Raw genomic sequence first — 25125 nt, 5'->3', positions numbered from 1 at the left:
CGCTAATACTCTATTTTCGCAAAGAATCGCGAATTTCGCGCAGCAGCACGATATCTTCAGACGGTGGAGCAGCTTCCGCAGGCGCCGCCGGGGCAGGCTGTTCGTCGCGGCGCAGTTTGGCCACCAGGCGCACCATCTGGAAGATGACGAAGGCCAGGATGACGAAGTTAAGCAGGATGGTGAAGAAGTTGCCGTACGCCAAAACCGCGCCCAGCTTTTTCGCTTCCGCCAGGCTCAGGTTGTGCGCCTGGCCGTTGAGAGGAACGTAATAATTGGCAAAGTCCAGGCCGCCCAGCAGCATGCCGATCGGGGGCATGATCACGTCCGCCACCAGGGAGTCGACGATCTTGCCAAAGGCCGCGCCAATGATGACGCCGACCGCCAGGTCGATCACATTGCCCTTCATGGCAAATTCTTTAAATTCTTGCAACATGGCCATAACCAGACCTCCTTCTTGTTTTGTTACTCCTGATCATACTGATTTTTCAACTTTGCGACAAACACATGGGGCCGCCGCCCGGCATCCCCCTTGGGGACGAGTTGGACGATTGCAAGATTTGCTTTAAATCGCATTCCGCTTACCTTATAATTTAAGGTTGCTAGAAGCTTTGTTTAACGTTGGAGACGTTTCAAAACGGCCATGCCGCCTTCGAACAGGGCCTTTTTGAAGCAAATTCATAATAAAGATTTCAGATTTTTGACTGATTGGGGTTTGTATGAGTATCGAAAAGCAGGTCGATTCGAGCCGACGCGGCTTGCTCGTCGCCACGTGCGCGGCGGGCGGTGTGGTCGGTTTGGGCGCTACGGGTGCCTTGGTAAGCACCTTCCAGCCGTCCGAACGCGCTAAAGCAGCCGGTGCACCGGTCGAAGTGGATATCTCCTCGCTGCAGCCAGGCGAAATGAAGACGGTCGAATGGCGCGGCAAGCCGGTATGGATCCTGAAACGCACTCCTGAAATGGTCGCTTCCCTGAAGAAGACCGACAACCAGGTGGCCGACCCGGAATCCAAGCGCAACCCGTCCGAATTCACCCCGGAATACTGCGCCAACGAACATCGCTCCATTAAGCCGGAAATCCTGATCGCAATCGGCATCTGCACCCACCTCGGCTGCTCGCCATCGACCAAATTTGTCCCGGGCCCGCAGGCATCCCTGCCGGACGACTGGGCCGGCGGTTTCCTGTGCCCGTGCCACGGCTCCACCTTCGACCTGGCCGGCCGCGTATTCAAGAATAAGCCTGCTCCGGACAACCTGCCGGTTCCACGCCACATGTACCTGAGCGATACCAAGATCCTGATCGGTAAAGACGAGAAAGGCGAGGCATAATCCATGGGTGCATTCAAGGAAACCAAATTCCCGGCCGATGCGCCGGCTTCGCAAAAAGCCCTGGGCTGGGTCGATGACCGCTTCCCTCTGACCAAGCTGTGGAATGACCAGTGGGGCAAGTACTACGCTCCCAAGAACTTCAACTTCTGGTACATCTTCGGTTCCCTGGCCGCCCTGGTCCTGGTGCTGCAGATCGTCACCGGCATCTTCCTGACCATGCACTACAAGCCGGACGCCAACCTGGCCTTCGCATCGGTCGAATACATCATGCGTGAAGTACCGTGGGGCTGGCTGGTGCGCTATATGCACTCGACCGGCGCTTCGTCGTTCTTCATCATCGTTTACCTGCACATGACCCGCGGTCTGCTGTACGGTTCCTACCGTAAGCCGCGCGAACTGGTCTGGCTGTTCGGTTTCGCCGTGTTCCTGTGCCTGATGGCCGAGGCCTTCTTCGGCTACCTGCTGCCTTGGGGCCAGATGTCCTACTGGGGCGCACAGGTGATCGTGAACCTGTTCGGCGCGATCCCGCTGATCGGCCCGGACCTGTCGCTGTGGATCCGCGGCGACTATGTGGTGTCCGACGCTACCCTGAACCGCTTCTTCGCCTTCCACGTGATCGCCATCCCGCTGGTCCTGCTGGGCCTGGTGGCTGCGCACCTGATCGCGCTGCACGAAGTGGGCTCGTCCAACCCGGACGGCATCGAAGTCAAGGAAAACCTGGGCGCCGACGGCCACCCGGTGGATTCCATCCCTTCGCACCCTTACTACACCGTGCACGACATCTTTGGCGTGTCCGTGTTCCTGGTGATCTTCAGCGCCGTGGTGTTCTTCGCGCCGGAGATGGGCGGTTACTTCCTGGAGTACAACAACTTCCTGCCGGGTGACTCCCTGAAGACCCCGCTGCACATCGCTCCGACCTGGTACTTCACCCCGTTCTACTCCGTGCTGCGTGCGACTACCGCCGACTTCATGTGGGTGCTGATGGTGGGTGTGGCGGCCTATGTGTCCTTCCTGTGGCTGAAGTCCCGCCTGGCCTTCCGCACCAAGGCCATCATCGCCGTGATCGCCCTGCTGGCCATCATCGGCATGCTGCCTTCCGTGCTGGACGCGAAGTTCTGGGGCGTGGTGTTCTTCGGCGGTTCCGTCGTGATCCTGGCCTTCCTGCCTTGGCTGGACCACTCGCCGGTGAAGTCGATCCGTTACCGTCCTGACTGGCACAAGTATGTTTACGCCGGCCTGTTCATCTCCTTCCTGCTGCTGGGCTATCTGGGTACCCAGCCGCCAAGCCCTGTCGGCACGATCGTGTCCCAGGTGGCGACTCTGTACTACTTCGCCTTCTTCCTGCTGATGCCATGGTGGAGCGAGATGGGTACGTTCAAGAAAGTGCCGGACCGTGTAGTCTTCCACGCGCACTAATTGGACCAGATACGCTAAGCAAAGGATTGAATACATGAATTTCACTAAGAAGATGCTGGCTATCCTGGCCCTGGTGCCGGGCCTGGCCTTCGCAAGCGAAGGTGGCTTCCCGCTGGACAAGGCTCCTGACCGTTCGCACAATATGGCCGCGCTGCAGAATGGCGCCAAGCTGTTCGTGAACTACTGCCTGAACTGCCACAACGCTTCGTCCATGCGTTACAACCGCCTGCGCGACCTGGGCCTGACCGAAGACCAGATCAAGCAGAACCTGCTGTTCACCGGCGAGAAAGTCGGCGAAATGATGACCACCTCCATGCCGGCCAAGGATGCCAAGGCATGGTTCGGCACCGTGCCGCCTGACCTGTCCGTGATCGCCCGCGCGAAAGCGACCCCTAGCAACTCCGGCGGCGACTACATCTACACCTACCTGCGTACCTTCTACAAGGACGAAGGCCGCCCAACCGGCTTCAACAACATGGTGCTGCCGAACGCTGCGATGCCGCACGTGCTGTGGGAAATGCAGGGTGTGCAGGCTGCGAAGTTTGCCGAAGAAAAAGATCCGCATGACGAAGCGAAGACCGTGCACAAGTTCGTCGGCTTCGAACAAGTCAAGCCTGGCAGCATGAGCAAGATCGAGTTCGACACGGCAGTGGCGGACCTGGTCGGCTATATGGAATGGATGGCCGAGCCGGCCGCACAGACCCGCAAGCGTCTGGGCGTGTGGGTGCTGCTCTTCCTGACCGGCTTCGCAATCCTGGCATGGCGCCTGAACGCGTCGTACTGGAAAGAAGTTAAATAATTTGTTCGCGCCGGTCCACCCGGCGCGTGTGTGCGCCGTTCGTACATAGTGCGGACGGCCCAACTGGGGTGAACCGTTCGCGGTTTCGCCCCCTTTTGTTTCTTAAGGAACTACCAAAATGATGGTTCTCTACTCGGGCACCACTTGCCCATTTTCCCAGCGCTGCCGCCTGGTCCTGTTTGAAAAAGGCATGGACTTTGAAGTGCGCGACGTTGACCTGTTCAACAAGCCGGAAGATATCTCGACCATGAACCCATACGGCCAGGTGCCTATCCTGGTCGAGCGCGAACTCATCCTGTACGAATCGAACATCATCAATGAGTACATCGACGAGCGCTTCCCGCATCCGCAGCTGATGCCGGCGGACCCGCTGATGCGCGCCCGTGCCCGCCTGATGCTGTTCAACTTCGAGAAAGAGCTGTTCGTCCACGTGCACACGCTGGAAAGCGAGCGCAACAAGACGAACGACAGAGAGCCACGACAAGGCCCGCGCCGAAATCCGCGACCGCCTGACCACGCTGGCTCCGCTGTTCCTGAAGAACAAGTACATGCTGGGCGACGAGTTCTCCATGCTGGACGTGGCCGTGGCTCCGCTGCTGTGGCGCCTGGACCATTACGGTATCGAACTGTCGAAGACGGCTGCGCCTCTGATGAAGTATGCTGAACGTATCTTCTCGCGTCCGGCCTACATCGAAGCGCTGACCCCGTCCGAGAAAGTAATGCGCCGCTGATCCTTGCGGCCCTTGGGGATGCGCCCGCGCATGTGTGGCGCGTCCCGGTTTGACGAAGCAAGACCATGGAAATCTCCACCAAGCCCTATATGCTGCGCGCCATTTACGAATGGTGCACCGACAGCGGCTACACTCCCTACCTGGCCGTCAAGGTCGATTCCGCGACCCAGGTACCGATGGAATACGTGAAAAAGGGTGAAATCGTCCTCAACATCAGCTTCGGCGCCACTTCCGGCCTGAAGATGGACAACGACGCTATCCACTTCCACGCGCGCTTCAATGGCGTGTCGCGCGAAATCTACGTGCCGGTCAACAATGTGATGGCGATCTATGCCAACGAGAACGGCCAGGGCATGGCTTTCGAGCCGCTGCTGGGCGCTGCCGCTCCCGCAGCTGCACCGACTGCTGCGCCGACTGGCGAGGAACCAGCTGCGCCCACGCTGTCCTCCGTCCCCACTGCCGCCCCGCGCGCGGACGACGATTCCAGCGGCCCGGATGACGAACCTCCAAAAAAGGGCGGACGTCCCACCCTCACACGCATCAAATAACGTATAATCGCCCGACAGTTTTACAGCCGGCTTAGCTCATCAGGTAGAGCAGTTGATTTGTAATCATCAGGTGGCGGGTTCGAGTCCTGCAGCCGGCACCAAAATTAAAAAAGCCCAGCCTTAGCGCTGGGCTTTTTGCTTTGCGGCTCAGCTTCAGGCTTTGCGCTGCTGCTGACGGCGGGTTGCCGCCCATACGCCGGCCAGGCCGAGGCCCAGCAGGGCCAGCGAACCCGGCTCAGGGACCTCGGAAGCCGGGGCGCCGCCCGAGGCTGCCTGTCCGGCGTAGGTGAAGTTATCGAGCATGATGTAGTCGTGGCTGGCAGCGGTCAGCAGCGCGTAGGAAATGCCGGCGTCTGCCAGGCCGAAGTAGGCGCCGTTGTTACCGCCACGCGTGGGCGCAAGGGTGCGCGATTCGAGCAGGGCACCGGAAACCGAATAGGCGCTCAGCGTCCAGATCACGTCCGATGCGCCGAAATTGAAGGCGAAGGCGCTGACGGGATCGTCGAAGTCAAAACGAATGCCGTCCGTGGCGCCTTCATTGTTATCCAGGTAGCGCGAGCCATTGGTGTTGTACGAGCCGGCGAAGGTGGAGGCGATACGCAAATTGCCGCCAATGCCAGCGAAAGTGACACCATCGATATCCGTCGAGGCGAACGAGGAATTGGACTGATTATTGAACTGGATCTTCGTGGTTTTTCCAGTCTCGATGGGCGCCGGTACGCCGGTACCGTTAATTGGGGATGCGAATGCGCTGCTTGCCAGAAGTGCCGCTGCGACTGCTACAAACTTCTTCATTAAATTCTCGATTCCTAAGATTGGCCGTCATTAATCAACTACCAAAATCGAAGCAAGAGATGTGCCAACAGTTGATTTTGAGAAAAATAAATAACTTAAAAGAAATGAAGATTGGCCTATGTAAAGTTTTCCGACAGTTTGGCGAAAGCAGGAAGCGTAGCTGGCCGTCCCGCGCAACAGAGTGAACTTGCAGCCACAATGTCACACTTGTGGTCGCCGAATAGGTTTAAACTACTGTACAGGAGCACGGTGTCGCCCAGCTCCAGGGCCGGGCGGCTCAGATCGAAGCAGTACCATCGCATGAGAGGAACGCTGCCATGAACGCACTTCGCTGCTCACTCTTCATCGGCCTGATCGCCGCCTCCGCCATAGCCGGCGCCGCTGACCGCTTCGATATCGCCATCACCGTCGACGACCTGCCAGCACACGGCAGCGTGCTGCCGCCAGGGACGTCGCGTGTCGCCATCGCGGACACCTTCATCAAGACCCTCAAAGCGCACGGCGTGCCGGAAGCCTACGGGTTCGTGAATGCGCGGGCGCTGGCGGTCGAACCAAACAGCGTGCAGGTGCTGGACCTCTGGCGGCGCGCAGGCTACCCGCTTGGCAATCACACTTACAGCCACCTCAGCATCGATACCGCGGAATCGCAGGATGTGTGGGAGCGCGACGTGGAAGCCGGCGAATCGCCGATCGTGCCGCGCATGGGTGGCGCCGACTGGCGCTACTTCCGTTATCCCTTCCTTGCTACCGGCAGCGATCCGGTGCGACGCGAAGGCGGCTTCGCATTCCTCCGCGTGCGCGGCTATAAGATCGCGGACGTCAGTGTGAGCTTCAACGACTGGGACTATACGGACGCCTTCACGCGCTGCACCGCCAAAGGCGACAACACCAGCATCGAAGCGATGAAGGCGCAGTACCTGAAAGGCGTGGACGACGAAATCACGCGCATGAAGAACGGTTCGCAGCAGGTGTATGGACGCATGATCCCGCAAGTGCTGCTGCTGCACATCGGCGCCTTCAGCGCAGCGACTCTGGATGAAGTGCTGAAGCGACTGGATGCGGCGGGTGCGCGGTATGTCACGCTGTCGCAGGCGCAGGCCGATCCTGCCTATAACCATCCCGGCAGCGGTGCCCTGATCGCGCGCACGGCCAAGGAGCGTGGCATGCAGTTGCCGGGGCCGAGCGCAGACCGCCTTGAACTGAACACGCTCTGCCGCTGAAAACACTCATCAAACTGACAAGTCTCTGCCATAGATTCGTCCTAAGATTGTTCAACAAACACAACAATCGGAGACGTTATGAATCTAAGGCAGAGAAGTCTGTTCCTGGCGGTTGCGCTCGCCACATCATCCCTCGCATCAGCTGCAACGTACTACGTTTCTCCCAACGGTAATGACAACAACGCCGGCACGCAGGCCGCGCCATGGCAGACGTTCGCCAAGGCGCAGTCGGTCGCTGTGGCCGACGACACGATTTACTTTCGCGGTGGTTCCTACATCTTTACGGCAGGCCTGAACAGCTGCGCCAGCATGACCGACACGGTCAATGTGATCACGCTGAACAAGAGCGGTACGGCGGGGAAGCCGATCCGCTACTTTGCCTATCCGGGCGAAACGCCGGTGTTCGACTTCTCGCAAATGAAGGACAACTGCCGGGTGAAGGGCTTCAATGTCGTCGCCAGCTACCTGCACCTGAAAGGCCTAGAAGTCACGGGCGCGCCGCAGCAGCCGGGCAACCTGCTGAACAACGAGAGCTGGGGCGTGTGGATCAACGGCAGCAATAATGTGTTCGAGATGCTGAACACGCACCACCATATGGGACCCGGCCTGTTCATCTCGAACGGCGGCAACAACCTGGTGCTGAACTCGGACTCTCACCACAACTACGACCCGTACAGCAAGAGCGGGGCCGGCCAGAACGCAGACGGCTTCGGCGCCCACATCAAGGCCAACCTGCCGGGCAACACCTTCCGCGGCTGCCGCTCATGGTCGAACACCGACGATGGTTACGACACCATCAACGCCGCCTCGGTGGTCACCATCGAGAATTCGTGGGCCTGGCTGCACGGCTACTATCCCGGCACCACGACGCCGATCGCGGCCGGCAACGGCAATGGCTTCAAGATCGGCGGCTTCGGCGGCGGCTATGCGGCAAATGCGCCACAGCACATCACGCGCGGCAACGTCGCCTTCAATAACAAGTCGTCCGGCTTCTATGCCAACCATCACCCGGTTGCGACCATCTTCTACAACAACACGGGTGTGAACAACCGCTACAACTTCAATATGCTGGGCGTGGACCCAAGCGGCGCCACGATCAACCTCGGCATCCTGCGCAACAACCTGGCCTATCTCGGCACGGCCGTCACCAACATCGCAGGCACCGATAACGCCTACAACAGCTGGAATTTGCCGGTCTCCGTGACGGCGGCGGACTTCCAGGGCGTATCCACGCAGGGCTGGGACGCGCCGCGCCTGCCCGATGGCAGCCTGCCGCCGCTGCCGCACTTTCATCTGGTTGCGGGCAGCGACCTGATTGATGCGGGCGTGGACGTTGGCCTGCCATTTACTGGCGCGGCGCCGGACCTGGGCGCGTATGAAGGCAGCACGCCGGTGGCATCGTTCAGCGATTCGACGGGCAGCGTGAACGTGGTGCAGTCCGGCCTTACGCTGGATCGCGCGACGCAGAAGATGAGCGGTACCGTGTCGTTCACGAATACTTCGAACGCCACCATCAGCGGCAACCTGATCCTGCGTGCGGATTACCTGACCAGCGGCGTCACGCTGGACAACCGCACCGGCTCGCTGGGCGGTGCGCCCACGCTGGCCTTGCCGAAGTCTTCGCTGGCGCCGGGCGAGACAGTGTCCGTCACGACCATCTTTCTGAACCCGGCACGCGCTTCCATTGGCTATACGCCGAAGCTGCTCGTCGGCTCTCTCTAAGGACTCATTCATGAAGCGATTTATCTTGCGTTTGATGCTGTTGCTGGCGTTCGTGGGTAACGCGGGCGCCGCGCCAATTTACCAGGTGTCGGTCAATACGGCGGCGTTGTCCGGTTTCAGCGGCTATCTGGATTTCCTCTTCCTCGGTCTGGCCACGGCCACGCCGGCGCAGGCGACGGTGTCCAATCTCGCCGGCGATTTCACCGGCGCCGACCAGGTCTTCGGGGACGTCAGCGGCACGGCGGCAACGGGCTTCGTGATCGGCAACAGCACGGGCTGGAACGAGCTAGCGCTGGGCGCCAACTTCGGCGGGCTGTTCACCTTCGACGTGGAGTTCGAGCACGGCGCTGCCTTCCGGCGACGGCACCACCCTCAGCGTCGCCCTGCTGGACAGTGCCTTCAACTACCTCGGCACAGCGGCGGACATCGTCACCTTCGCCCTGCAGCCAGGCTCCGCGACCGCGGTGGTAGCGGATGACGCCTTCGCCCAGGTGGCGGCAGTTCCGGAGCCGTCCGTGCTGCTGCTGATAGGACTCGGCCTGATCCTGCTAGGCCTGCTGCGCTTGCGCAAGCCACTGTTCTGATGTGCGAGAATGGTCCCTCCACAGCGAGGGACCATTCCATGCACGAACTTTCCCACCAGATGTTGGACGCCATCCTGCGCGAGCTGGGTGGCGCCTCCACGCCGTGCGTTTTTCGCGACGAAGACAGCCTGCCTTCCATCTTCGGCACCTCGGACCTGGCCGCCGCATCGGTAGGCGCGGCGGGGCTGATGCTGGCCCAGCTGTCAGGCATTGGCGGCGAAGTGGCGGTTTCGCGTCGCCTCGCTTCGCTATGGTTCGGCTGGTCGATACAGCCGCAGGGTTGGGAACTGCCGCCGCTGCGGGATGTGGTGACCGGCGACTACCGTGCCGCCGATCGCTGGATACGCCTCCACACCAATGCGCCGCACCATCGCGCCGCTGCGCTGGCCGTGCTGGACTGCGCACCTGAACACGAAGCCGTTGCACACGCCGTCGCAGGCTGGCAGGCGGACGAACTGGAAGCCGCCGTTGTCGCGCAAGGCGGCTGCGCCGCCACCATGCGCTCGATCGAGGAATGGCGTGAACACCCGCAGGGCCGGGCATTGTCCGAAGCCCCGCTGTTCCTGCAGGAGAGCCGCGACTGTGCACCGTGGGCCTGGCGTCCGGACCCGGTCCGTCCCTTGCGCGGCCTGCGCGTGCTGGACCTGACGCGCGTGCTGGCAGGGCCCGTCGCCACACGCTTCCTTGCCGGTTTCGGCGCGGACGTGCTGCGCATCGACCCGCCCACATGGGAGGAGGCAGGCGTGATTCCCGAAGTCGCGCTGGGCAAGCGCTGCGCACGGCTCGACTTGCGCAAGGCGGAAGACCACGCCGTGTTCGCGCGCCTGCTGTCCGAAGCGGACGTGCTGGTGCACGGCTACCGCAATGGCGCGCTCGATCATCTCGGCTTCAGCGCTGAGGAACGCGCTGTGCTCAATCCAAACCTGATCGATGTATCGTTGAACGCCTATGGCTGGAGCGGACCGTGGCGCGACCGCCGCGGCTTCGACAGCCTCGTGCAAATGAGCTGCGGCATTGCGGATGCGGGCATGTCCGCTCAGGGCGCGGCGAAGCCGGTTCCTCTGCCCGTGCAGGCACTGGACCATGCCACGGGCTACCTGATGGCGGCCGCTGTGCTGCGAGGCGTGCAGGCGCGGGTGAATGAGCAGCGGGCGTTGCGCATCCGCCTGTCGCTGGCGCGCACGGCGCGGCTGCTGGTCGACAGTCCGCGCCCACCGCAGCGCGCGGCATGGCAGCCGCTGCGGCCGGACGACATCGCTCCACACATCGAGCAAACCAGCTGGGGCCCGGCGCGCCGCGTGGCCGCGCCGGTCAGTGTGGGCGGCGTGCGCATGCAATGGGACCGGCCGGCCACCGCGCTGGGCTCAGCGGAAGCGCGCTGGGAGTGAGCGATGCTGTCACCCGAGGACCAGTGGAAGTTTGCCCTCGGCAGCTTTATCTATGAATTCGCCAAGCTGGAAGCCTATGTGTTCCGTCAGTGCGCCGGCATCATCGGCCCGGACGATACGCGCAAGCTCACCTTTGGCAAACGGCTCGACCGTATCAAGGCACAGCTGAAGCAGCAGTCGCAGGGCCAGTGCGAGCCGACGCTGGCGCTGCTGCGGCAGGCACGTGGCCTGTCGAAGTTCCGCAATGATCTGTTGCACAACACGGAATTCCACGGCGGGGCGTCGCCGCAGCTGGGCGAGCTGCAGGCAACGCTGCAGCAACTGGATCAGCTGCTGCGCGAGCTGGGCGTACCGCTATAAGCCCATGCGGTGATGCTCGCCGATGTTCCTCGGCGGTTGGCCGGTCAGCGCAGCCTTGGCCATCGCCAGCAGCGTGACCATCTTGCTGCTGCCCGTGTCCCAGTATTCGGCGGTATCGATGGTGAATTTCAGCAGCGCCAGGTGCGGGTCATCCAAGCCATGGGGGAACCAGGCCTGGACCATCGGGTTCCACAGTTCTTCCGCCTTGGCTGGGTCGCGCATCAGTTCCGCATAGCCGGAGACGGAAACGTAGAGGTGGTCATCGACGTCGGTAAAGCTGACGTTGACCAGCGGATTGTTCAGCAGCTCGCGCGTGAACTGCTCCTCGTCGGAAACGAAGAACCACATATTGCCTTCGTCATCCAGCTCCTGCAGCGTGAGCGGGCGGCTGGTCAGCGCGCGCATGTCGTCGGCGGTGGTGAACATGCCGTACTTCACGTCCTTGACCTTGTCGCGCAAGTCGTTCAGCTCTTCGGTAGTAAAGGGAGTCATTGTGGCCTCCTTTGTTCAACACAGGGCAATACCTTACGGCAGCAATCCGGCGGGCTCTGTGCGCCAACGAACGGTCAGCCGGAAGCGGCGTTCGTGATCTCGTACCGCCGCAGGAACGTGGTCTTGATGTGATTGCCGCTGCCATCGAGCAACTCTCCTTGCGGCACCGCGCGCGGCTGACTTCCTGCGCGTGTCATACAAGCCACGCATCAGCGCGCCGTCCGATCTTTTCGTCGCCCATGGTCGCATCAGTATTGTCGCGGATGACATTACCCATACGCGCGGCAGCGAGTGGCCGCCGCCGCGCTGCCGGGTGTCAGTGACGGGTTGCCGCCTGTTTCAGGTAATCGGCGATGTGGGCCTTGCCGATGCGGGCTGTGCCTACCGGGACCAGCGTGCTGTCTTGCAAAGCGGCGCCGAAGTAGAGCGCCTGGCTATCGGCTACCACGCTGCGCTTGTCGCCGGTCGCGGTCAGGTATTGCTGCACCAGGTCGGCAAGACGGATGCGGTCCGGACCGGCAATCTCGACGATGCCGTTGAGCGGTTCACCCAGCGTCGCATCGGCCATGGCCACGGCCACGTCGGTGGACGAGATCGGTTGCACATAGGCTGGCGAAAGGTGGATGGCGTTACCCTGCGCGCCGGAATTCGCGATCCCGCCCAGGAATTCGAAGAACTGGGTCGAATGCACGATGGTGTAGGGAATGCCGGATTCGCGGATCAGTTTTTCCTGTGCGATCTTGCCGCGGAAATAGCCGCTGGCGGCCAGCTTGTCCGTACCGACGACCGACAGTGCCACGTGGTGCTTCACGCCGGCGAGAGCCTCTGCACGCAACAGGTTGCGGCCGGAGGTTCCAAAGAATTCGAGCACCGCCTTGTCTTCGAAGGAAGGCGAATTGGCCACGTCCACCACGACATCCGCGCCCTTCAGCGCTTCCGCCAGCCCTTCGCCGGTCATGGTGTTGACGCCCGAGGCGGGCGATGCGGCAATGGCCTGATGGCCGCGCTCGATCAATAGAGTGACCAGCTTGCTGCCGATCAGGCCCGTGCCTCCGATGACTACGATTTTCATGTTAGCTCCTCTGGGTTAAAGATGAATCACATCGAGGAGTTTAGGAACCGGCGAAGCGCCGCGGTAGATCTCCAAAAGGCCACACTGTGGTGTGCGCAAAGCACCAATCCTCAGGCTCTCAGGGCGACAACGGGTTGCGATGGAATATAGCTGTCCAGGCAGTGCAGGTTCAGCATGCGGATGCGGGATGTCATGAAGTCGATGAAGACGCGTATCCGCATCGGCAACTGGCGGCGGCTGAGGTAGCAGATGTAATGGCCCCGGTCATCCGGCACATAGCCGCCAAGGCAGGCGACAAGACGGCCGCTGCGCAGGTGTTCGCAGATCTGGTAGCCCGCCATCTGCGCAATACCTTCGCCGTTCAGCACCGCCTGCAGCACAAGGTCGGCATCGTTGAAGGTCTGTACCCCCTTCGGCAGAAATTTCTCCGGATAGCCGTTCACCTTGAATTCCCATTCGAAGATGCGGCCGGAGGCAAAGCGGAAGTTGATGCAGCGGTGTCCGGCCAGTTCGGTAATGCTTTGCGGGACCCCATGCCCGGCGATGTACTCGGGTGAGGCGCATACCAGCATTTCCATCGGAATCAGCTGCTTGGCAATGATCTGGTTATGGTCCAGGCGGCCGTTGCGGAAGGCCACGTCGATGCGCCCGGCAGTGAACTCGGCCGGAGCGTCATCCAGGATGAGTTCAAGGGTGATGTCGGGATACTGCTGCTGGAAGTCGCTGAGCAGGGGCGCTACGACCTTGCGTCCGAACCCCACGGCCGAGGAAATGCGCAGGTGGCCGCGCGGGAAGCCGCAGCGCAGGTCCTGCAACTCTTCCACCGATTGGATAATGCGTTCCACGCCGGGCCCGCAGCTTTCATAGAACAGCTGTCCTTCGTCGGTAAGGGTGGTGCTGCGGGTGGTACGCTGGAACAGGCGAGTATCGAGTTGAGTTTCCAGCCGCTGCACGCTGCGGCTGACGGCTGATCGTCCCACGCCCAGGCGGTCGGCGGCCTTGGCGAAGCTGCCCTCGTGTACCACGGCCATAAAGGCGACCACACCGGCATAGGTAGCTGCAAAACTGGATGCCAACGAGTCCGAGCCTCCATCGCGCGCCGTAGCCCGCCATCCCGCTTTTACATTCATTCCTTACCTCACATTGCGATTGCGGCGCCTCATGCGCCAGACGCAATAGTAGGGAGGGAGTGTTCTTTAACTATGCCAAAAACCCCTGATTTCCTGACAATACTAACCCATGCGCTGGCCGCGATTGGTGCATTTCACGCACCAGTGTGCAGCCCTCAAGGTCACTACCGCCGCGCCAGCGCTCTTCCTACAATGTATTTGCTGCGCAATGAATTCTTCCTTCGTCCGTTGGAGACCGACATGTTCAATACCAAAAAAATTCTCGCCCCCGCTTGCCTGCTGGCGGCCATGCTGGCCAGCCCCCTGGCATTCGCCGAGGCCCCTCAGCCTGACGTGAAAGCCCTGTTCACGAAAGCGCTGGCGGACTACCCCGGCAAGGAAGCGTTGATGCTTTCAGTCGAGTACCCGCCGGGCGGGGCTGATCCTATCCACCGCCATGACGCGCACGCATTCGTTTATGTGATCGAAGGCGAAATCGTGATGGGGGTGAAGGGCGGAAAAGAAGTGCACCTGAAGGCGGGCGACACTTTCTACGAAGCGCCTCAGGACCTGCATACCGTAGGCCGTAACGCCAGCAAGACCAAGCGCGCCAAGTTCGTCGTTGTGCTGCTGAAAGATGCCGGCAAGCCCGCACTGATCCCAACCGATAAGTGACGGCGAAACCCGGAAGGCTCGCGATTACTGTTCGTGCTTGAAGACTTTACCGGACGCCATCACGAACGGCACCTGCTTCAGCACTTTCACGTCCTTCAGCGGGTCGCCGCCGACGGCGATGATGTCCGCGCTCTTGCCCGGCTCCAGCGAGCCGGCGAGCTTGCTCACGCCCAGCAGGTCGGCGGCGTTCACGGTGGCGATCTTGATCACGTCAACGCCACGGCCTACTTGCATGCGGACGGCGCGGCGGCAGCTTTCGGGGCTGTCGCACAGGTTGTCGGTGTGGACGCCTTCCTGCACCCATTCGGCATAGCCCAGGCGTCCATCCATATGGCCGGATGTGGTGGAGGTTGCCCTGCCGGCATCGATGATGCGCGGTCCGTTGACCCAGCCCATGCTGATGGCGTCGCGCAGCGCCAGGGTGCCGGCATTCATCTGTGCCTCATAAGCCGCGGCGGCGGCACAGGTGCTGACAACGGCCAGCGTGCCGTCCGCGCCGGCACGGTCGGAAATCAGGTGGACATGGCTGTCGATCAGGCCGGGCAGCACAAAGCGCTGGCGCAGGTCGATGACTTTGGCGCCGGGATACCTGTCGGTGCCGACGAAACCATCCAGCACGGCCTGCACCTTGCCATTGTCGACCACCACGGTGGAGGCAGCATGGTTGATCAGCCCGCGGTCAGCTTCAGGCTGCGGCTTTCGCCACGTCCTGTTTCAGCAGGTAGACCGAGGCGGCCAGCAGCACCACATCCTTCATCAGGAAGGGCACATTGCCCACCATGGCCGGGAAGCCGCCTGTGGACTCGGCCCAGCCGCCCGGCATGAAGGGGATGATGGTTACCGTCATCACGTAGGTGATCAGGGAACCCAGTGCGCCCAGGATGCCCAGCTTGCGGTTCCAGAAGCCGGCGAAGATCAGCAGGCCGAATGCCCACTCGGCCACGCCGAGGAACCAGCTGGCGCCGCGGATGCCGAACACCGGGTACATCCACGAAATCAGCGGACCGTTGCTGATGTAGGGGATCAGGATCTGCGCCTCATATTCCCACCACTTCTGGTAGCCGAAGAAAAAAAAAGATGATGACCATCGAGGCGCGGACGACATGCAGGTCCAGGCCCGGCGCCATCAGCTTCGAGCGCGACAATGCGTTGATCAGTGCGTTCATATGCGTTCTCCTCAGTCGGCGGCCGGGAAGTCCACGGCCGTGTCGTTGATGCGGTTGAACACATTGGTGAACACCGTCACCGCGATGGCCAGGCTGATCTCCACGATTTGCTGGTCGGTGTAGCCGGCCGCCTTGATGGCGTCGAACTCGGGCTGGATGATGGTGCCGCGGGTCTGCTGCAGGATGCGCACGAAGCGCACCAGGGCATCGCGCCTCGCGTCTCCGGTCGGCTTGAAACCGCGGATCTGCTTCATCGTTTCGCGGCTGAGACCGGCCATCTTGCCCAGCATCGTGTGCGCGGCGACGCAATAGTCGCAGCTGGCGATTTCGCTGACGAGCAGCTTGATCGTTTCCTGGTCCTGCCTGCTCAGCGAGCCTGCGGCCAGCGCGCCATCAGCGGCGAGCACGGCTTTCAGCGCGGCCGGGCCGTGGGCGCCGATGGTGGCGAAGGTGTTCGGCACGGCGCCGGCGGCTTTCTTGATCTGTGCGTAGACTTCGGCGGTAGCGCCGGTGGCGTCGGCAATGGCAGGGGTGGCGATACGGGTCATGATGTACTCCTTTCGGTTTGTGGTTGCGATGGGAGTACTTTAGAGTTTGCGTGTGAGCTTGATAATGCAGAAATTACTCAATATCATGCTAATTCGACTCACTCACTAAACCGCTATGGCCGACTGGCTCAGCCGCCTGCTTGAACTTACACCCGCCAGCGGACGGCTGGAAGTGCGCTGCTTGTACGGCGCGCCGTGGCGCGTGGTCTATGAGGATTCGGCGGCGGGCGAGATTCCGTATCACGTGGTGATCGCGGGCGCCGCCGTGGTGGAAGATCCAGCGGGCGGTCCGGCCGAGGTCCTGCATGCCGGCGACATCGTGCTGATGGCGCACGGATCCGCCCACCTGCTGCACGATGGCAGCGGACGCAAGCCGGCCACCGCGCGCTACCGGGAAGCACCCAATCTCACCGTCAGCGAAAATGTGGGCAGCGGAGAGCGGCTGGACATGCTGTGCGGGCGCTTCGTGCTGCCCGCGCATGCGGATCGCCTGATGCGGGCCTATCTGCCGGCGCGGCTGATCGTGCGCGGCGGCGAGAACGCTGGGCAGTTGTCCGGCCTGGTGGCCTTGATGCGGCAGGAGTCCGGCGCGGGGGCGGCGGGCGGGGATGCGATGCTGAAGGCATTGTCGGCTGCCTTGTTTGCGCTGGTGCTGCGGCTGGCGAGCGAGGTGCAGGATGCGCCGGTGGGACTGATGGCGCTGGCGGGATCGCCGCGGCTGGCGCCGGCGATGGAAGCGATGATGTCTTCGCCGGCTGAGGAATGGACCTTGCCTCGGCTGGCGGCATTGTGCAATATGTCGCGCGCCACGATGGCGCGGCATTTCCAGGATAAGCTGGGACGTTCAGCCAGCAGCCTTCTGGCCGATATCCGCATGACGCTGGCCGCTACCGAGTTGCGCAAGCCCGGAGGCTCGACGGAGCGTGTGGCCGAGCTGGTCGGCTACCATTCCGTTGCGGCGTTCAAGCGGGTATTCAAGCAGCACACAGGCCACACGCCGGCCGAGTGGCGGCGCGCTGGCCCGGCGGCTGTCGCAGCTTAGGCCTTCGGCGCTTTGCTGCGCTTGTGCGCGGTGGTCTTGTGCGCTTTGTTGGTGGTTTTGTGAGCGCTGTGCTTCGCGGTGGTGTGATGTGCAGTGTGCTTGGTAGTGTGGGTGGTGCCCTTGGCGAATGCAGGTACGGACAGAGCCAGAGCGATGGCGGCGACGAAGAGATGTTTCATGCGGGGACTCCAGGTGTGGATGCGGCAAAAGCGTGCCGTTTCGCGCAGCCATTATAGTTTCACCGTCGCCAATTCGGTGACCGGAAGTTGAATTGAATCATGCTTAATGAAAAAAAAGTTTCGCGGCGCCTGCCGCCGACGAATCCCCATGCGGACGCCGAGCTCGCCCGCAAGCAGGCGCGCGAGCAGCGCGATGCGCAGGTGCGCGGCGTGGCCTCGGTGCAGGAAATGCGCGAAGCGATCCGGCGCGCCGCGCGCAGCCTGCCTGCCATCGTCACTGTCCCGCGCGTCAACTCCCTGAACGCGCGCGCCTTCCGCGCACAGGCGGCCCAGGGTCTGCCCTTCCTGATCACAGGCGTGGTCGGCCGCTGGCCTTTGCTGGCCCTCACGCGGGATGACCTGCGCGAGCGCTTCGGTCACGTGCCGGTCCGTGCACGGGTCGGCGATTACATTAATACGGCGTTCGCGCCGGACCGCGCCATGCAGGATATGTCGATGCGCGAATACCTCGATCTTGATGCGCCCGGTCTGCCGCCCTACGTCGGCAATCTCGAACTGCGTGAACTGAATAGCATGTGCCACTGGCCTGCCTATTTCGACAAGATGGGCCCGCCGCGCTTCTGGCTCGGCCCCGCCGGTACGATGACGCCGCTGCATTGCGATTTCGACGACAACATCTTCGCGCAAATCTGGGGCACCAAGCGTATCTTCCTCAGCCCGCCGCATCACGATGAATTCCTCTATGCCTGGGAAGCCAACCCTGTGCTTTTCGGCTCCCCCGTCAATCCGGAGGCGCCCGACTTCGATCAATTTCCCCTCGCGCGGCAGGCGGCGCTGATCGAAGTCATCGTCAATCCCGGCGACATGCTCTATATTCCGGCCGGCTGGTACCACTATGTCCACGCCCTGACTTTTTCGCTATCCTCCAATCGCTGGGCGCGCGGAATGCCGTTCGCGCTGCGGGGCTTGCAGCCAGATCAAAACTAAACAATCTCAATCCATGAAAATCGCAACAATAATCAGCCTTGTCAGCTCCGTCGCCTGCGTTGGCGTTTTTGCCGGCCAACAGCGCTGGATTCTCGCCATTGCCTTCGTTTTTGCAACTGCCTATACGCTGCTGGATAAAGTCATCCGCGTGCCGTCCCTGCCGATAATGGCCATTGACGCCACCGCCTTCTTATTTGCGGCGCTGGTCGTCTATGAAATAGTCAGGAAGGTGTTTTTCAAATAACAGCTGCGTGGCTTGTGGCATAGTGGCAGGCGGTGCTGACTATTCGACATTAGGGGGACTCATGCGGGAAATTATTGCTTCAATATTTTTCACACTGCTTTCGGCCAGCGCGTCTGCGGTCCAGCCCGAACCCGACGCCGTGCAACAGGCTCAAACCGTCGCCCAGCGCTGGCTCACGCTGGTCGATTCCGCGCAGTACGCCTCAAGCTGGGACGAGGCGGCCCAGCCTTTCAGAACCGCGATTTCCCAATCCGACTGGCAAACCGCGATCACCAGCGCCCGGTCGCCGCTCGGCCCCCTCGAAAAACGAGCCCTCATCTCCGCCACCTACACCGAACAGCTTCCCGGCGCTCCGGCCGGCCAATATGTCTTGATTCAATACCAGACACAGTTCGCAAACAAGAAAGCAGCGATTGAGACTGTAACCCCCAGCAAAGACGCTGATGGTGTCTGGCGTGTGTCCGGTTATTTCGTAAAATAATTCAATATGGCATTTTCTAATAACTACGGCAATATGAAAGTATGCCCGACACGGTTCTTTCGTATTAGCGCTACCATTATCTAATTTATAGATTTTCGCAAGAATTGCATAGCTCGACTCTTCCGGCAATTACTAGAATAGCGCCAAAGAAAAATAATAACGGCTATTTAACTACGAGGAGACTGCATTGCAATTCAAAGGAATGAAGGGCCTGGCGGCGCTGGGCATGATGATGGCGGCGCTGGGCGCGCAGGCGGCTGCGCCGCATTTTGCGGTGGTGAACGACCACTTCGAACTGGACGGCAAACCTTACGTCATCCGCGCCGGTGAGATGCACTATGCCCGCATCCCCCGCGCGTTCTGGCGCGAGCGCCTGCAGCAGGTGCGCGCGATGGGCCTGAACACCATCACCACCTATGTGTTCTGGAACCTGCACGAGACCGAGCCGGGGCAATTCAACTTCAGCGGCAACCTGGACCTGGCAGCGTTCATTCGCACCGCCAGGGAAGAGGGCCTGAACGTCGTGCTGCGTCCCGGCCCTTATGTCTGCGCGGAGCTGGACTTTGGCGGTTTCCCCGCGTCGCTGCTGCGTACGCCCGGCCTGCGCGTGCGCAGCATGGACCCGCGCTTCCTGGCAGCGTCGGAACGCTACCTGAAGCGGGTGGCGCAGGAAGTGGCGCCGCTCCTGTCCTCGCGCGGCGGGCCGGTCCTGATGGTGCAGGTGGAGAACGAATACGGCTCGTACGGCGACGACCACGAGTACATGGCAACCATCCAGAAGCAGATGCGCGAAGCCGGCTTCGACCTGCCCCTGTTCACCTCGGACGGCCCCGATCCGACCCTGCTCGACCGCGGCACCCTGCCCGGCATAACGCCCGTCGTCAATTTCAACGGGACGCTGGATGAGGTGAAGGATGCCTTCGCACAGCTCGCTGCCTTCCGCCAGAATGTACCGCGCATGGCCGGCGAATACTGGGCCGGCTGGTTTGATCACTGGGGCTCGCGCCACAATCAGACCAGTCCGAAACTGGCGGCCGATGCGGTGGACTGGATGCTGGGGCAGGGCATTTCATTCAACCTGTACATGGCGCACGGCGGCACCAGCTTCGGCTGGCAACCCGGCGCCAACAGCCAGGGCACCAACTACACGCCCGACACCACCAGCTACGACTACGACGCCGCGATCGATGAGGCAGGGCGGCCTACGCCGAAGTTCTACGCCATCCGCGCCGCCATCGAACGTCACCTGGCGCCGGGCGAGCGCCTGCCGGACCTGCCGAAGCAGACGCCCACGATCGCTGTGCCGCGCTTCACGCTGGATGAGTCCGTAGCGCTGGTCGATGCGCTGCCCAAGCCCAGCACATCCCACCTGGCCCGCAATATGGAAGCGTATGGACAGGGCTACGGCTTCATTGTCTACCGCAAGCGCTTCACAGAGGGTGCGTCTGCCAAGCTGGACCTGGGTGCGGTGCGCGACTACGCCCATCTGCTGGCCGACGGCGCCACTTTCGCCACCATGGACCGCCGGCGCAACGAGCATGAAACGACTATCGACCTCAAGCCCGGCAGCACGCTGGACGTCGTGGTCGAAAACATGGGCCGCGTGAATTTTGGTCCGCTGCTGCCGGACGAGCGCAAAGGCCTCACGCGCTCCGTGTCCCTGGGCGGCAAGCCGCTGGTGGACTGGCAAGTGTTCAATATGCCGCTGGACGACCTGTCCGGCCTGCGCTTCGAGCGTGGGGCGCCGGCGAAGCGCGGTCCCACATTCTGGCGCGGCCATTTCCGCACCAGTGCGCCGGGCAGCACCTTCCTCGACATGCGTGCTCTTGGCAAGGGCCACGTCTGGGTCAATGGCCATCACCTTGGGCGCTACTGGCGTGTCGGGCCGCAGCAGAGCCTGTTCCTGCCCGCGCCCTGGCTGCGCAATGGGGACAACGAGATCGTTATTCTCGACCTCGATGGCGCACCCGAGGCGCCCAGCGTGCAAGGCCTGCCGGACCCGGTTTTCGCCACGCCAGGCTGAACCTGGCAGGCAAACGTAACATCGGTGCTCCTGCGGTTTGACAAGTTAGTGTCGGGAAATCTTGCACCTAGTAAAGGTGCACTCAGATCGTGCGTCGCTAACGTATTGATTTGGTAATATTTTGTATTTTTGGCACGAGATTTGCTCCCTTTGACCGGACATTCAATCAAAGGGAGCATATGAAATACCTCAAAACAAAAGCAAGTATGCTGGCACTTGCGTTGGCCGCATTGGCCCCGATGGCTCAAGCCGGCACCTGGACATTGGACTTTAATAACGCGAACATTTATACCGGCACAGCAGCATCGCTGCTGCCAGGCAAGACCAGCCTGGACACCTGGGCCACCCTGCAATTTACCGACTATGGCACCAACTATGTCGACATCACCATGCGCGTGGCCACCGGCGTGCTTCAGGCCGGCATTTACGTGAATGACTGGTGGTTCAACGGCGATGCCATCGCACAGGGTGGCGTCCTCAGCCATATCGGTGGCGTGGGTGATGTGGCGGCGACCAAGGCTACCATTTGCGGCGATTGCCAGCACGGCTCGGCGTCCGGCGATTATGACGGGATCTTCCAGTTTGCCAACGCGAATCCTGGCGAACTGGGCATTGGCCATACGTCCACTTATCGCCTGACGATCGCGTCCGGCATTCTCAGCGTGGACAACTTCCAGCTGCTGTCGCAACTGCCGGGCAGGAATCCGGCGCCTGGCTTGTACGCGGCTGTCCACGTGCAAGGCTATAACAATACCTCGGCAAAATCCGGCGCCTGCCTTCCTGGCTCGACCAACTGCGAGCCGGCGCCATGTCGGCCCGGCACGCCGGGCTGTGGCGGCGGTTCGAACGAGATTCCGGAGCCAGGCACGCTCGCGATCCTCGGCACGGGCCTGCTTGGCCTGGCTTATGCCCGCCGTCGACGCATCGGCTAAGCGTTAGTGAGCGCCGTAAAAATCGGGCCCTTGCCGGCCCGATTTTTTTTTGCATGGGTGCGAAGCTGTGCGGTGTGGGCGGGACTGGTAACATGGAGGAAACGCAGAGGAGGGCATCATGGCGCTACCACATGCATCATCCGGGCAGGTCATCGCGATTCAGGGACTGGCGGGGGGAGAACCTGTCGCAGTTCGCGTCGATTGCGCTGGCAAAGACGGAACAGCTGGAGCTGATTCGTATCGTGCTGCCGGCGGGAAAAGCGCTGCCGGAGCATAGCGTGAAGGGGCAGATCACGCTGCAATGTCTGCAGGGCGAAGTGGCGTTCGATGCACACGGCCGCACCGCGATCCTGCGCGGCGGCGAGATGCTGTACCTCGAAGGCGGCGCGCCGCATGCATTGCGCGCCAACCAGGATTCGCTGCTGCTGCTGACTATCTTGCTAAAGGATTGAGCGGCAGGCGGAAAGTGAAGCGGACGCCGGCCTCCGGCGTGCTTTCGAGCCGCACGGTGCCGTGCAGGATGGCCTGCACTACGTTCAGCACGATGGCCAGTCCCAGCCCCTGTGAACCGCCGCCGACGCGCGTGGTGAAGAAGGGATCGAACACGCGCGGCAGCACATCGGGCGCGATGCCGCAGCCATTGTCCTCATAAATCAACTGCACCATGTCGCCGTCCATCGCCGCTGAAATGGTGATGCGGCGTATCTCGCGGCCCACGAACGCGTGGGTCACCGAATTGTCGATCAGCTTGGCCAGCACCTGCTCGACGTGACCGGGATAACTGTTCATCGTCAGGCCAGGCTGGATGTCCACGGCCAGCTCCACATGTTCACGGCGCAGCATCGGCCCCATCGCCGTCGTGATATTGCGTACCGTTTCTTCCAGCTTGAACAGGCGCCGCTCCTGCGCATCCTGGTCGACGGCAATCTGCTTGAAACTGGCGATCAGGTCGCCTGCGCGGGCACTGTTCCGTTCGATCATCTGGCAGGCGTCGCGGCCTTCTTCCAGCAGGTGCTTGAGCCCGCCCTGGGTCAGCTTCCTGGAGGCCGCCTGCGTGGATATCTCGCCGAGCCGGTCCGCCAGCGTGGACGCGCACAGCACGATATTGCCCAGCGGCGTATTCAGTTCATGGGCGATGCCCGTCACCAGCCGGCCGACGGTAGCCATTTTCTCGGTAATGATGATCTGCTGCATCATCGCCGCATCGTCTTCCTCGCGCTGGCGCGAGGTGTAGAGCTGCTGCAGGTCCTGTTCGACCACGTCGCGAAACTGCTCCAGCAACTGCTGGTGGGCGGGAGCATAGGCGTGCTCCTGGCTGTCCAGGATGCACATGGTGCCGAACAGGTGGTCGTTGGGCCAGCGCAGTGGGTAGCCCATATAGGAAATCATGCCCTGCTGGGCATTGGGGCTGCCATGCCAGTGCGGGTCCGTGAGCGCGTTCGCCACCACCAGCGGACGCCGGGTGGCCAGCACTGTGTGGCAATACGAGCCGCAACTCTGCGGCGACTCGCCCCGCCCATAAGGGTTGCCGCTGGAATGGCTGCTGACGAAAACGCGCAGGGAACCCGGCTCGGCCTTCGTGATGAGGGCCGCCGGCACCTGGATGACTTGCGCCACGAGGTCGAGAATGCCCTGCCACTTGGCTATGACAGCCGGCGCAACGGCAAGCTCGCCCGGGTCGATCTCGGTAGTGTTCATCGTTCGCTTTCAGGAAAAAAGCGTTGATGAACAATTATAGATCAGGCGGCAGGGCCGGTCTCGACGCGCGGGTCCCGTGCCAGCAAACGTTGTACCAATTCCGCAGGTTTGTCGCCATCGAACAGCACGCCGGCCACGGCATTGGTGATCGGCATCTCCACGCCCAGCCTGGCGGACAGTTCCCGCACGGCTTTCGCGCAAGGCACGCCTTCCGCCACATGGCCCAGTTCATTAACCACGGTGTCCAGCGACTTGCCCTGCGCCAGGCCGAGGCCCACGCGCCGGTTGCGCGACAGATCGCCGGTGCAGGTCAGGATCAGGTCGCCCATGCCGGTCAGGCCCATGAAGGTTTCCACCGAGCCGCCCAACGCGGTGCCGAGGCGGGTGATTTCCGCCAGGCCGCGCGTGATCAGGGCCGCGCGGGCGTTCAGGCCCAGGCCCATGCCGTCCGCAATGCCGGTCGCAATCGCCAGCACATTCTTGACGGCGCCGCCCACTTCCACGCCCACCAGGTCTTCGCTGGAGTACACCCGCATGGTGCCGCCGTGCACGGTCTGCAGCACGCAGTCGCGCAGCGCGGCCGAAGAGGAAGCGATGGTCAGTGCGCAAGGGAGGCCTTTGGCCACTTCCTGCGCGAACGATGGGCCGGACAGGGCGCCGGCCGGCACCGTGTCGCCCAGGATGTCGCGCACGATCTGGTGCGGCAGCAGTCCGGTTTCGTATTCGAAGCCCTTGCACAGCCACACGATGTTCGGAATGTTCCTGCCTTTCAGCGCCTGCAGCAGCGGACGCAGTCCGGCTACAGGGCTGGCGGCAATCAGCAGCCCGTCGCTGCCCACATGGGCCACGGCCGCGTCGAAATCGGCGGTCACGGCCAGGCTGGCGGGGAAGGGGTAGCCCTTCAGGTAATGGGTGTTCTCGCGGGCGGCATCGATTTCCGCCATGGCGGCGGCGTTGCGTCCCCATAGCAGCACATCATGGCGCGCCGCCACGGCGATGGCGACAGCCGTGCCCCAGGCGCCGGCGCCGAGCACGCTGACTTTGCGCGGCGCGGCCGCGTTCTTATGATTATTCGGCATTGACTTCAGAGGCCCCAGATATCGGTGCTGCGCACAAAGCCGCTCTGGCCGTCGCGGTGGCGCACTTTCGTCCAGCCGTTGCCGGCCGGTTCCGCCAGTTCGAGCAGCACGCCCTTGTCGGCGATAAAGACGACGGTGGCAGCCTCGTCGGCCGAGGCGCGCACCCTGGTATTGGCGCTGCGCACCATGACATTGCGCTGCTTGCCACCCAGGCTTTTTGCCTCGGTCCAGGCCAGGCCGCCGTCAATATCGCGCACCTTGACCCATTCGCCGTAGGTCAGGACGACCTCCAGCGGCGTGCCGCGCGGAACGATGAACTGCTTGCTCGCCTTGCTGGACGGCGCATCGTACAGGATGGCCGGCGCAGCGCCTACCGTCCGGTAGTCCACAGCCCAGGCACTGGCGGAGGCCAGCAAGGCCGCGGCGAAAACAATCGAACGGGAAATTTTCATTGCAAAACGCATGTCTATAAACGCACAAAGGCCACTACGGGCCTTTGTGGACAAGGAG

32 protein-coding genes, 1 tRNA gene and 1 pseudogene are annotated in these 25125 nt (G+C 62.0%); 20 read left to right on the top strand and 14 right to left on the bottom strand.

Annotation, left to right across the window (positions count from 1 at the left end; all coding sequences use genetic code 11):
* Positions 1–10: 10 nt before the first annotated feature.
* Entirely contained in the window at positions 11–439 is a 429-nt protein-coding gene (gene mscL, locus ACHMW6_RS33365; RefSeq protein ID WP_395403629.1) for a large conductance mechanosensitive channel protein MscL, read from the bottom strand.
* A 277-nt stretch (positions 440–716) separates the two neighbouring features.
* Here mscL and petA point away from each other — a divergent pair, with 277 nt between their 5' ends.
* The 6 genes and pseudogenes from petA (at position 717) to ACHMW6_RS33335 (ending at position 4920) form a co-directional block, all read left to right on the top strand.
* Complete coding sequence (gene petA / locus ACHMW6_RS33360) at positions 717–1325, top strand: ubiquinol-cytochrome c reductase iron-sulfur subunit (protein ID WP_395403627.1); 609 nt, start codon at positions 717–719, stop codon at positions 1323–1325.
* Positions 1326–1328: 3 nt separating this feature from the next.
* Positions 1329–2741 (top strand): cytochrome bc complex cytochrome b subunit, encoded by a 1413-nt coding sequence (locus tag ACHMW6_RS33355; protein ID WP_395403625.1) that lies wholly within the window; start codon positions 1329–1331, stop codon positions 2739–2741.
* Between the two features lie 34 nt (positions 2742–2775).
* Positions 2776–3540 (top strand): cytochrome c1, encoded by a 765-nt coding sequence (locus tag ACHMW6_RS33350; protein ID WP_395403623.1) that lies wholly within the window; start codon positions 2776–2778, stop codon positions 3538–3540.
* A 118-nt stretch (positions 3541–3658) separates the two neighbouring features.
* Positions 3659–4271: pseudogene (locus tag ACHMW6_RS33345) on the top strand (glutathione S-transferase N-terminal domain-containing protein).
* Positions 4272–4336: 65 nt separating this feature from the next.
* Positions 4337–4819 (top strand): ClpXP protease specificity-enhancing factor, encoded by a 483-nt coding sequence (locus ACHMW6_RS33340; RefSeq protein WP_395403621.1) that lies wholly within the window; start codon positions 4337–4339, stop codon positions 4817–4819.
* A 25-nt stretch (positions 4820–4844) separates the two neighbouring features.
* Positions 4845–4920: transfer RNA gene (locus ACHMW6_RS33335), tRNA-Thr, on the top strand.
* Positions 4921–4972: 52 nt separating this feature from the next.
* On the opposite strand, the gene ACHMW6_RS33330 is transcribed toward ACHMW6_RS33335, so the two are convergent.
* Positions 4973–5614, bottom strand: a complete 642-nt coding sequence (locus ACHMW6_RS33330; RefSeq protein WP_395403619.1) for a PEP-CTERM sorting domain-containing protein — start codon at positions 5612–5614, stop codon at positions 4973–4975.
* Positions 5615–5931: 317 nt separating this feature from the next.
* Between ACHMW6_RS33330 and ACHMW6_RS33325 the strand changes: the two genes are divergently transcribed.
* The 6 genes from ACHMW6_RS33325 to ACHMW6_RS33300 all read left to right on the top strand — a co-directional run bounded on the left by ACHMW6_RS33325 (position 5932) and on the right by ACHMW6_RS33300 (position 10888).
* Positions 5932–6834, top strand: a complete 903-nt coding sequence (locus tag ACHMW6_RS33325; protein ID WP_395403617.1) for a polysaccharide deacetylase family protein — start codon at positions 5932–5934, stop codon at positions 6832–6834.
* Between the two features lie 78 nt (positions 6835–6912).
* Positions 6913–8556, top strand: coding sequence for a right-handed parallel beta-helix repeat-containing protein (locus ACHMW6_RS33320; RefSeq protein ID WP_395403615.1), 1644 nt, complete (start codon positions 6913–6915; stop codon positions 8554–8556).
* A 10-nt stretch (positions 8557–8566) separates the two neighbouring features.
* Positions 8567–9034: an NF038129 family PEP-CTERM protein gene (locus ACHMW6_RS33315; protein WP_395403613.1), complete on the top strand. Its 468-nt coding sequence runs from the start codon at positions 8567–8569 to the stop codon at positions 9032–9034.
* A complete protein-coding gene (locus tag ACHMW6_RS33310) occupies positions 9021–9140 on the top strand; it encodes a PEP-CTERM sorting domain-containing protein (RefSeq protein ID WP_395403611.1) in 120 nt (39 codons plus the stop codon). The genes ACHMW6_RS33315 and ACHMW6_RS33310 overlap by 14 nt, the downstream gene beginning before the upstream one ends.
* 38 nt (positions 9141–9178) lie before the next feature.
* On the top strand, positions 9179–10528 hold the full coding sequence (locus tag ACHMW6_RS33305) for a CoA transferase (RefSeq protein WP_395403609.1): 1350 nt from the start codon (positions 9179–9181) through the stop codon (positions 10526–10528).
* A 3-nt stretch (positions 10529–10531) separates the two neighbouring features.
* On the top strand, positions 10532–10888 hold the full coding sequence (locus tag ACHMW6_RS33300; protein ID WP_395403607.1) for a hypothetical protein: 357 nt from the start codon (positions 10532–10534) through the stop codon (positions 10886–10888).
* Here the strand turns inward: ACHMW6_RS33300 and ACHMW6_RS33295 are convergent.
* The 4 genes from ACHMW6_RS33295 to ACHMW6_RS33280 form a co-directional block, all read right to left on the bottom strand.
* Positions 10883–11380 (bottom strand): pyridoxamine 5'-phosphate oxidase family protein, encoded by a 498-nt coding sequence (locus ACHMW6_RS33295; RefSeq protein WP_395403605.1) that lies wholly within the window; start codon positions 11378–11380, stop codon positions 10883–10885. The two genes, ACHMW6_RS33300 and ACHMW6_RS33295, sit on opposite strands and share 6 nt — an antisense overlap.
* Before the next feature lie 74 nt (positions 11381–11454).
* Positions 11455–11577, bottom strand: a complete 123-nt coding sequence (locus tag ACHMW6_RS33290; RefSeq protein WP_395403603.1) for a hypothetical protein — start codon at positions 11575–11577, stop codon at positions 11455–11457.
* A 119-nt stretch (positions 11578–11696) separates the two neighbouring features.
* Entirely contained in the window at positions 11697–12452 is a 756-nt protein-coding gene (locus tag ACHMW6_RS33285; protein WP_395403601.1) for an SDR family oxidoreductase, read from the bottom strand.
* Positions 12453–12562: 110 nt separating this feature from the next.
* Positions 12563–13483: a LysR family transcriptional regulator gene (locus tag ACHMW6_RS33280; RefSeq protein WP_395403599.1), complete on the bottom strand. Its 921-nt coding sequence runs from the start codon at positions 13481–13483 to the stop codon at positions 12563–12565.
* A 387-nt stretch (positions 13484–13870) separates the two neighbouring features.
* Between ACHMW6_RS33280 and ACHMW6_RS33275 the strand changes: the two genes are divergently transcribed.
* Positions 13871–14236 (top strand): cupin domain-containing protein, encoded by a 366-nt coding sequence (locus ACHMW6_RS33275; RefSeq protein WP_395408775.1) that lies wholly within the window; start codon positions 13871–13873, stop codon positions 14234–14236.
* A 24-nt stretch (positions 14237–14260) separates the two neighbouring features.
* On the opposite strand, the gene ACHMW6_RS33270 is transcribed toward ACHMW6_RS33275, so the two are convergent.
* From ACHMW6_RS33270 to ACHMW6_RS33255, 4 genes are read right to left on the bottom strand one after another with little or no spacing between them, the layout of a single operon-like run.
* Complete coding sequence (locus ACHMW6_RS33270; protein WP_395403597.1) at positions 14261–14884, bottom strand: amidohydrolase family protein; 624 nt, start codon at positions 14882–14884, stop codon at positions 14261–14263.
* Positions 14885–14921: 37 nt separating this feature from the next.
* Positions 14922–15251 (bottom strand): DUF417 family protein, encoded by a 330-nt coding sequence (locus ACHMW6_RS33265; RefSeq protein WP_395408774.1) that lies wholly within the window; start codon positions 15249–15251, stop codon positions 14922–14924.
* Positions 15252–15273: 22 nt separating this feature from the next.
* Entirely contained in the window at positions 15274–15402 is a 129-nt protein-coding gene (locus ACHMW6_RS33260; RefSeq protein WP_395403595.1) for a hypothetical protein, read from the bottom strand.
* 11 nt (positions 15403–15413) lie between these two features.
* A complete protein-coding gene (locus ACHMW6_RS33255) occupies positions 15414–15950 on the bottom strand; it encodes a carboxymuconolactone decarboxylase family protein (protein ID WP_395403593.1) in 537 nt (178 codons plus the stop codon).
* 115 nt (positions 15951–16065) lie between these two features.
* Between ACHMW6_RS33255 and ACHMW6_RS33250 the strand changes: the two genes are divergently transcribed.
* Positions 16066–16992 carry an AraC family transcriptional regulator gene (locus tag ACHMW6_RS33250; RefSeq protein ID WP_395403591.1) on the top strand — a complete coding sequence of 309 codons (927 nt, stop codon included), beginning with the start codon at positions 16066–16068 and terminating at the stop codon, positions 16990–16992.
* Here ACHMW6_RS33250 and ACHMW6_RS33245 read toward each other — a convergent pair.
* Positions 16989–17171, bottom strand: coding sequence for a hypothetical protein (locus tag ACHMW6_RS33245; protein WP_395403589.1), 183 nt, complete (start codon positions 17169–17171; stop codon positions 16989–16991). The two genes, ACHMW6_RS33250 and ACHMW6_RS33245, sit on opposite strands and share 4 nt — an antisense overlap.
* 99 nt (positions 17172–17270) lie before the next feature.
* Between ACHMW6_RS33245 and ACHMW6_RS33240 the strand changes: the two genes are divergently transcribed.
* The 6 genes from ACHMW6_RS33240 (at position 17271) to ACHMW6_RS33215 (ending at position 22290) form a co-directional block, all read left to right on the top strand.
* The gene (locus tag ACHMW6_RS33240; protein WP_395403587.1) at positions 17271–18158 is read left to right on the top strand and encodes a cupin-like domain-containing protein; all 888 of its coding nucleotides are present in this window, start codon (positions 17271–17273) and stop codon (positions 18156–18158) included.
* A 13-nt stretch (positions 18159–18171) separates the two neighbouring features.
* Positions 18172–18402, top strand: coding sequence for a hypothetical protein (locus ACHMW6_RS33235; protein WP_395403585.1), 231 nt, complete (start codon positions 18172–18174; stop codon positions 18400–18402).
* Between the two features lie 61 nt (positions 18403–18463).
* Positions 18464–18883, top strand: coding sequence for a DUF4019 domain-containing protein (locus tag ACHMW6_RS33230; RefSeq protein ID WP_395403583.1), 420 nt, complete (start codon positions 18464–18466; stop codon positions 18881–18883).
* A gap of 187 nt (positions 18884–19070) precedes the next feature.
* Positions 19071–20906: a glycoside hydrolase family 35 protein gene (locus ACHMW6_RS33225; protein ID WP_395403581.1), complete on the top strand. Its 1836-nt coding sequence runs from the start codon at positions 19071–19073 to the stop codon at positions 20904–20906.
* A gap of 206 nt (positions 20907–21112) precedes the next feature.
* On the top strand, positions 21113–21838 hold the full coding sequence (locus tag ACHMW6_RS33220; RefSeq protein WP_395403579.1) for a PEP-CTERM sorting domain-containing protein: 726 nt from the start codon (positions 21113–21115) through the stop codon (positions 21836–21838).
* 53 nt (positions 21839–21891) lie between these two features.
* Positions 21892–22290 carry a cupin domain-containing protein gene (locus ACHMW6_RS33215; protein ID WP_395403577.1) on the top strand — a complete coding sequence of 133 codons (399 nt, stop codon included), beginning with the start codon at positions 21892–21894 and terminating at the stop codon, positions 22288–22290.
* Here ACHMW6_RS33215 and ACHMW6_RS33210 read toward each other — a convergent pair.
* Genes ACHMW6_RS33210 through ACHMW6_RS33200 form a run of 3 tightly spaced genes read right to left on the bottom strand, consistent with a single transcriptional unit; the run spans position 22271 to position 25067 of the window.
* Positions 22271–23536, bottom strand: coding sequence for an ATP-binding protein (locus ACHMW6_RS33210; protein WP_395403575.1), 1266 nt, complete (start codon positions 23534–23536; stop codon positions 22271–22273). The two genes, ACHMW6_RS33215 and ACHMW6_RS33210, sit on opposite strands and share 20 nt — an antisense overlap.
* A 41-nt stretch (positions 23537–23577) precedes the next feature.
* The gene (locus tag ACHMW6_RS33205) at positions 23578–24615 is read right to left on the bottom strand and encodes an NAD(P)H-dependent glycerol-3-phosphate dehydrogenase (RefSeq protein ID WP_395403573.1); all 1038 of its coding nucleotides are present in this window, start codon (positions 24613–24615) and stop codon (positions 23578–23580) included.
* 5 nt (positions 24616–24620) lie between these two features.
* Positions 24621–25067 (bottom strand): SH3 domain-containing protein, encoded by a 447-nt coding sequence (locus ACHMW6_RS33200; RefSeq protein ID WP_395403571.1) that lies wholly within the window; start codon positions 25065–25067, stop codon positions 24621–24623.
* Positions 25068–25125: the final 58 nt, after the last annotated feature.

The sequence above is a fragment of the Pseudoduganella sp. UC29_106 genome, from assembly GCF_044055365.1.
GTDB lineage: Bacteria > Pseudomonadota > Gammaproteobacteria > Burkholderiales > Burkholderiaceae_D > Rugamonas.
Note: the sequence above shows the minus strand (reverse complement) of the source record. Positions and strands in the feature narration are given on the sequence as shown.

Excerpts from the sequence above, each read along its gene's own strand:
- ACHMW6_RS33210 (WP_395403575.1), bottom strand. The coding sequence starts at position 23,536 with ATGAACACTACCGAGATCGACCCGGGCGAGCTTGCCGTTGCGCCGGCT.
- mscL (WP_395403629.1), bottom strand. The coding sequence starts at position 439 with ATGGCCATGTTGCAAGAATTTAAAGAATTTGCCATGAAGGGCAATGTG.
- ACHMW6_RS33305 (WP_395403609.1), top strand. The coding sequence starts at position 9,179 with ATGCACGAACTTTCCCACCAGATGTTGGACGCCATCCTGCGCGAGCTG.
- ACHMW6_RS33280 (WP_395403599.1), bottom strand. The coding sequence starts at position 13,483 with ATGGCCGTGGTACACGAGGGCAGCTTCGCCAAGGCCGCCGACCGCCTG.
- ACHMW6_RS33240 (WP_395403587.1), top strand. The coding sequence starts at position 17,271 with ATGCTTAATGAAAAAAAAGTTTCGCGGCGCCTGCCGCCGACGAATCCC.
- ACHMW6_RS33340 (WP_395403621.1), top strand. The coding sequence starts at position 4,337 with ATGGAAATCTCCACCAAGCCCTATATGCTGCGCGCCATTTACGAATGG.
- ACHMW6_RS33275 (WP_395408775.1), top strand. The coding sequence starts at position 13,871 with ATGCTGGCCAGCCCCCTGGCATTCGCCGAGGCCCCTCAGCCTGACGTG.
- ACHMW6_RS33245 (WP_395403589.1), bottom strand. The coding sequence starts at position 17,171 with ATGAAACATCTCTTCGTCGCCGCCATCGCTCTGGCTCTGTCCGTACCT.
- ACHMW6_RS33325 (WP_395403617.1), top strand. The coding sequence starts at position 5,932 with ATGAACGCACTTCGCTGCTCACTCTTCATCGGCCTGATCGCCGCCTCC.
- ACHMW6_RS33260 (WP_395403595.1), bottom strand. The coding sequence starts at position 15,402 with ATGAACGCACTGATCAACGCATTGTCGCGCTCGAAGCTGATGGCGCCG.
- ACHMW6_RS33330 (WP_395403619.1), bottom strand. The coding sequence starts at position 5,614 with ATGAAGAAGTTTGTAGCAGTCGCAGCGGCACTTCTGGCAAGCAGCGCA.
- ACHMW6_RS33300 (WP_395403607.1), top strand. The coding sequence starts at position 10,532 with ATGCTGTCACCCGAGGACCAGTGGAAGTTTGCCCTCGGCAGCTTTATC.
- ACHMW6_RS33290 (WP_395403603.1), bottom strand. The coding sequence starts at position 11,577 with ATGACACGCGCAGGAAGTCAGCCGCGCGCGGTGCCGCAAGGAGAGTTG.
- ACHMW6_RS33205 (WP_395403573.1), bottom strand. The coding sequence starts at position 24,615 with ATGCCGAATAATCATAAGAACGCGGCCGCGCCGCGCAAAGTCAGCGTG.
- ACHMW6_RS33350 (WP_395403623.1), top strand. The coding sequence starts at position 2,776 with ATGAATTTCACTAAGAAGATGCTGGCTATCCTGGCCCTGGTGCCGGGC.
- ACHMW6_RS33295 (WP_395403605.1), bottom strand. The coding sequence starts at position 11,380 with ATGACTCCCTTTACTACCGAAGAGCTGAACGACTTGCGCGACAAGGTC.
- ACHMW6_RS33320 (WP_395403615.1), top strand. The coding sequence starts at position 6,913 with ATGAATCTAAGGCAGAGAAGTCTGTTCCTGGCGGTTGCGCTCGCCACA.
- petA (WP_395403627.1), top strand. The coding sequence starts at position 717 with ATGAGTATCGAAAAGCAGGTCGATTCGAGCCGACGCGGCTTGCTCGTC.
- ACHMW6_RS33220 (WP_395403579.1), top strand. The coding sequence starts at position 21,113 with ATGCTGGCACTTGCGTTGGCCGCATTGGCCCCGATGGCTCAAGCCGGC.
- ACHMW6_RS33215 (WP_395403577.1), top strand. The coding sequence starts at position 21,892 with ATGGGTGCGAAGCTGTGCGGTGTGGGCGGGACTGGTAACATGGAGGAA.
- ACHMW6_RS33355 (WP_395403625.1), top strand. The coding sequence starts at position 1,329 with ATGGGTGCATTCAAGGAAACCAAATTCCCGGCCGATGCGCCGGCTTCG.
- ACHMW6_RS33235 (WP_395403585.1), top strand. The coding sequence starts at position 18,172 with ATGAAAATCGCAACAATAATCAGCCTTGTCAGCTCCGTCGCCTGCGTT.
- ACHMW6_RS33250 (WP_395403591.1), top strand. The coding sequence starts at position 16,066 with ATGGCCGACTGGCTCAGCCGCCTGCTTGAACTTACACCCGCCAGCGGA.
- ACHMW6_RS33285 (WP_395403601.1), bottom strand. The coding sequence starts at position 12,452 with ATGAAAATCGTAGTCATCGGAGGCACGGGCCTGATCGGCAGCAAGCTG.
- ACHMW6_RS33200 (WP_395403571.1), bottom strand. The coding sequence starts at position 25,067 with ATGAAAATTTCCCGTTCGATTGTTTTCGCCGCGGCCTTGCTGGCCTCC.
- ACHMW6_RS33315 (WP_395403613.1), top strand. The coding sequence starts at position 8,567 with ATGAAGCGATTTATCTTGCGTTTGATGCTGTTGCTGGCGTTCGTGGGT.
- ACHMW6_RS33230 (WP_395403583.1), top strand. The coding sequence starts at position 18,464 with ATGCGGGAAATTATTGCTTCAATATTTTTCACACTGCTTTCGGCCAGC.
- ACHMW6_RS33255 (WP_395403593.1), bottom strand. The coding sequence starts at position 15,950 with ATGACCCGTATCGCCACCCCTGCCATTGCCGACGCCACCGGCGCTACC.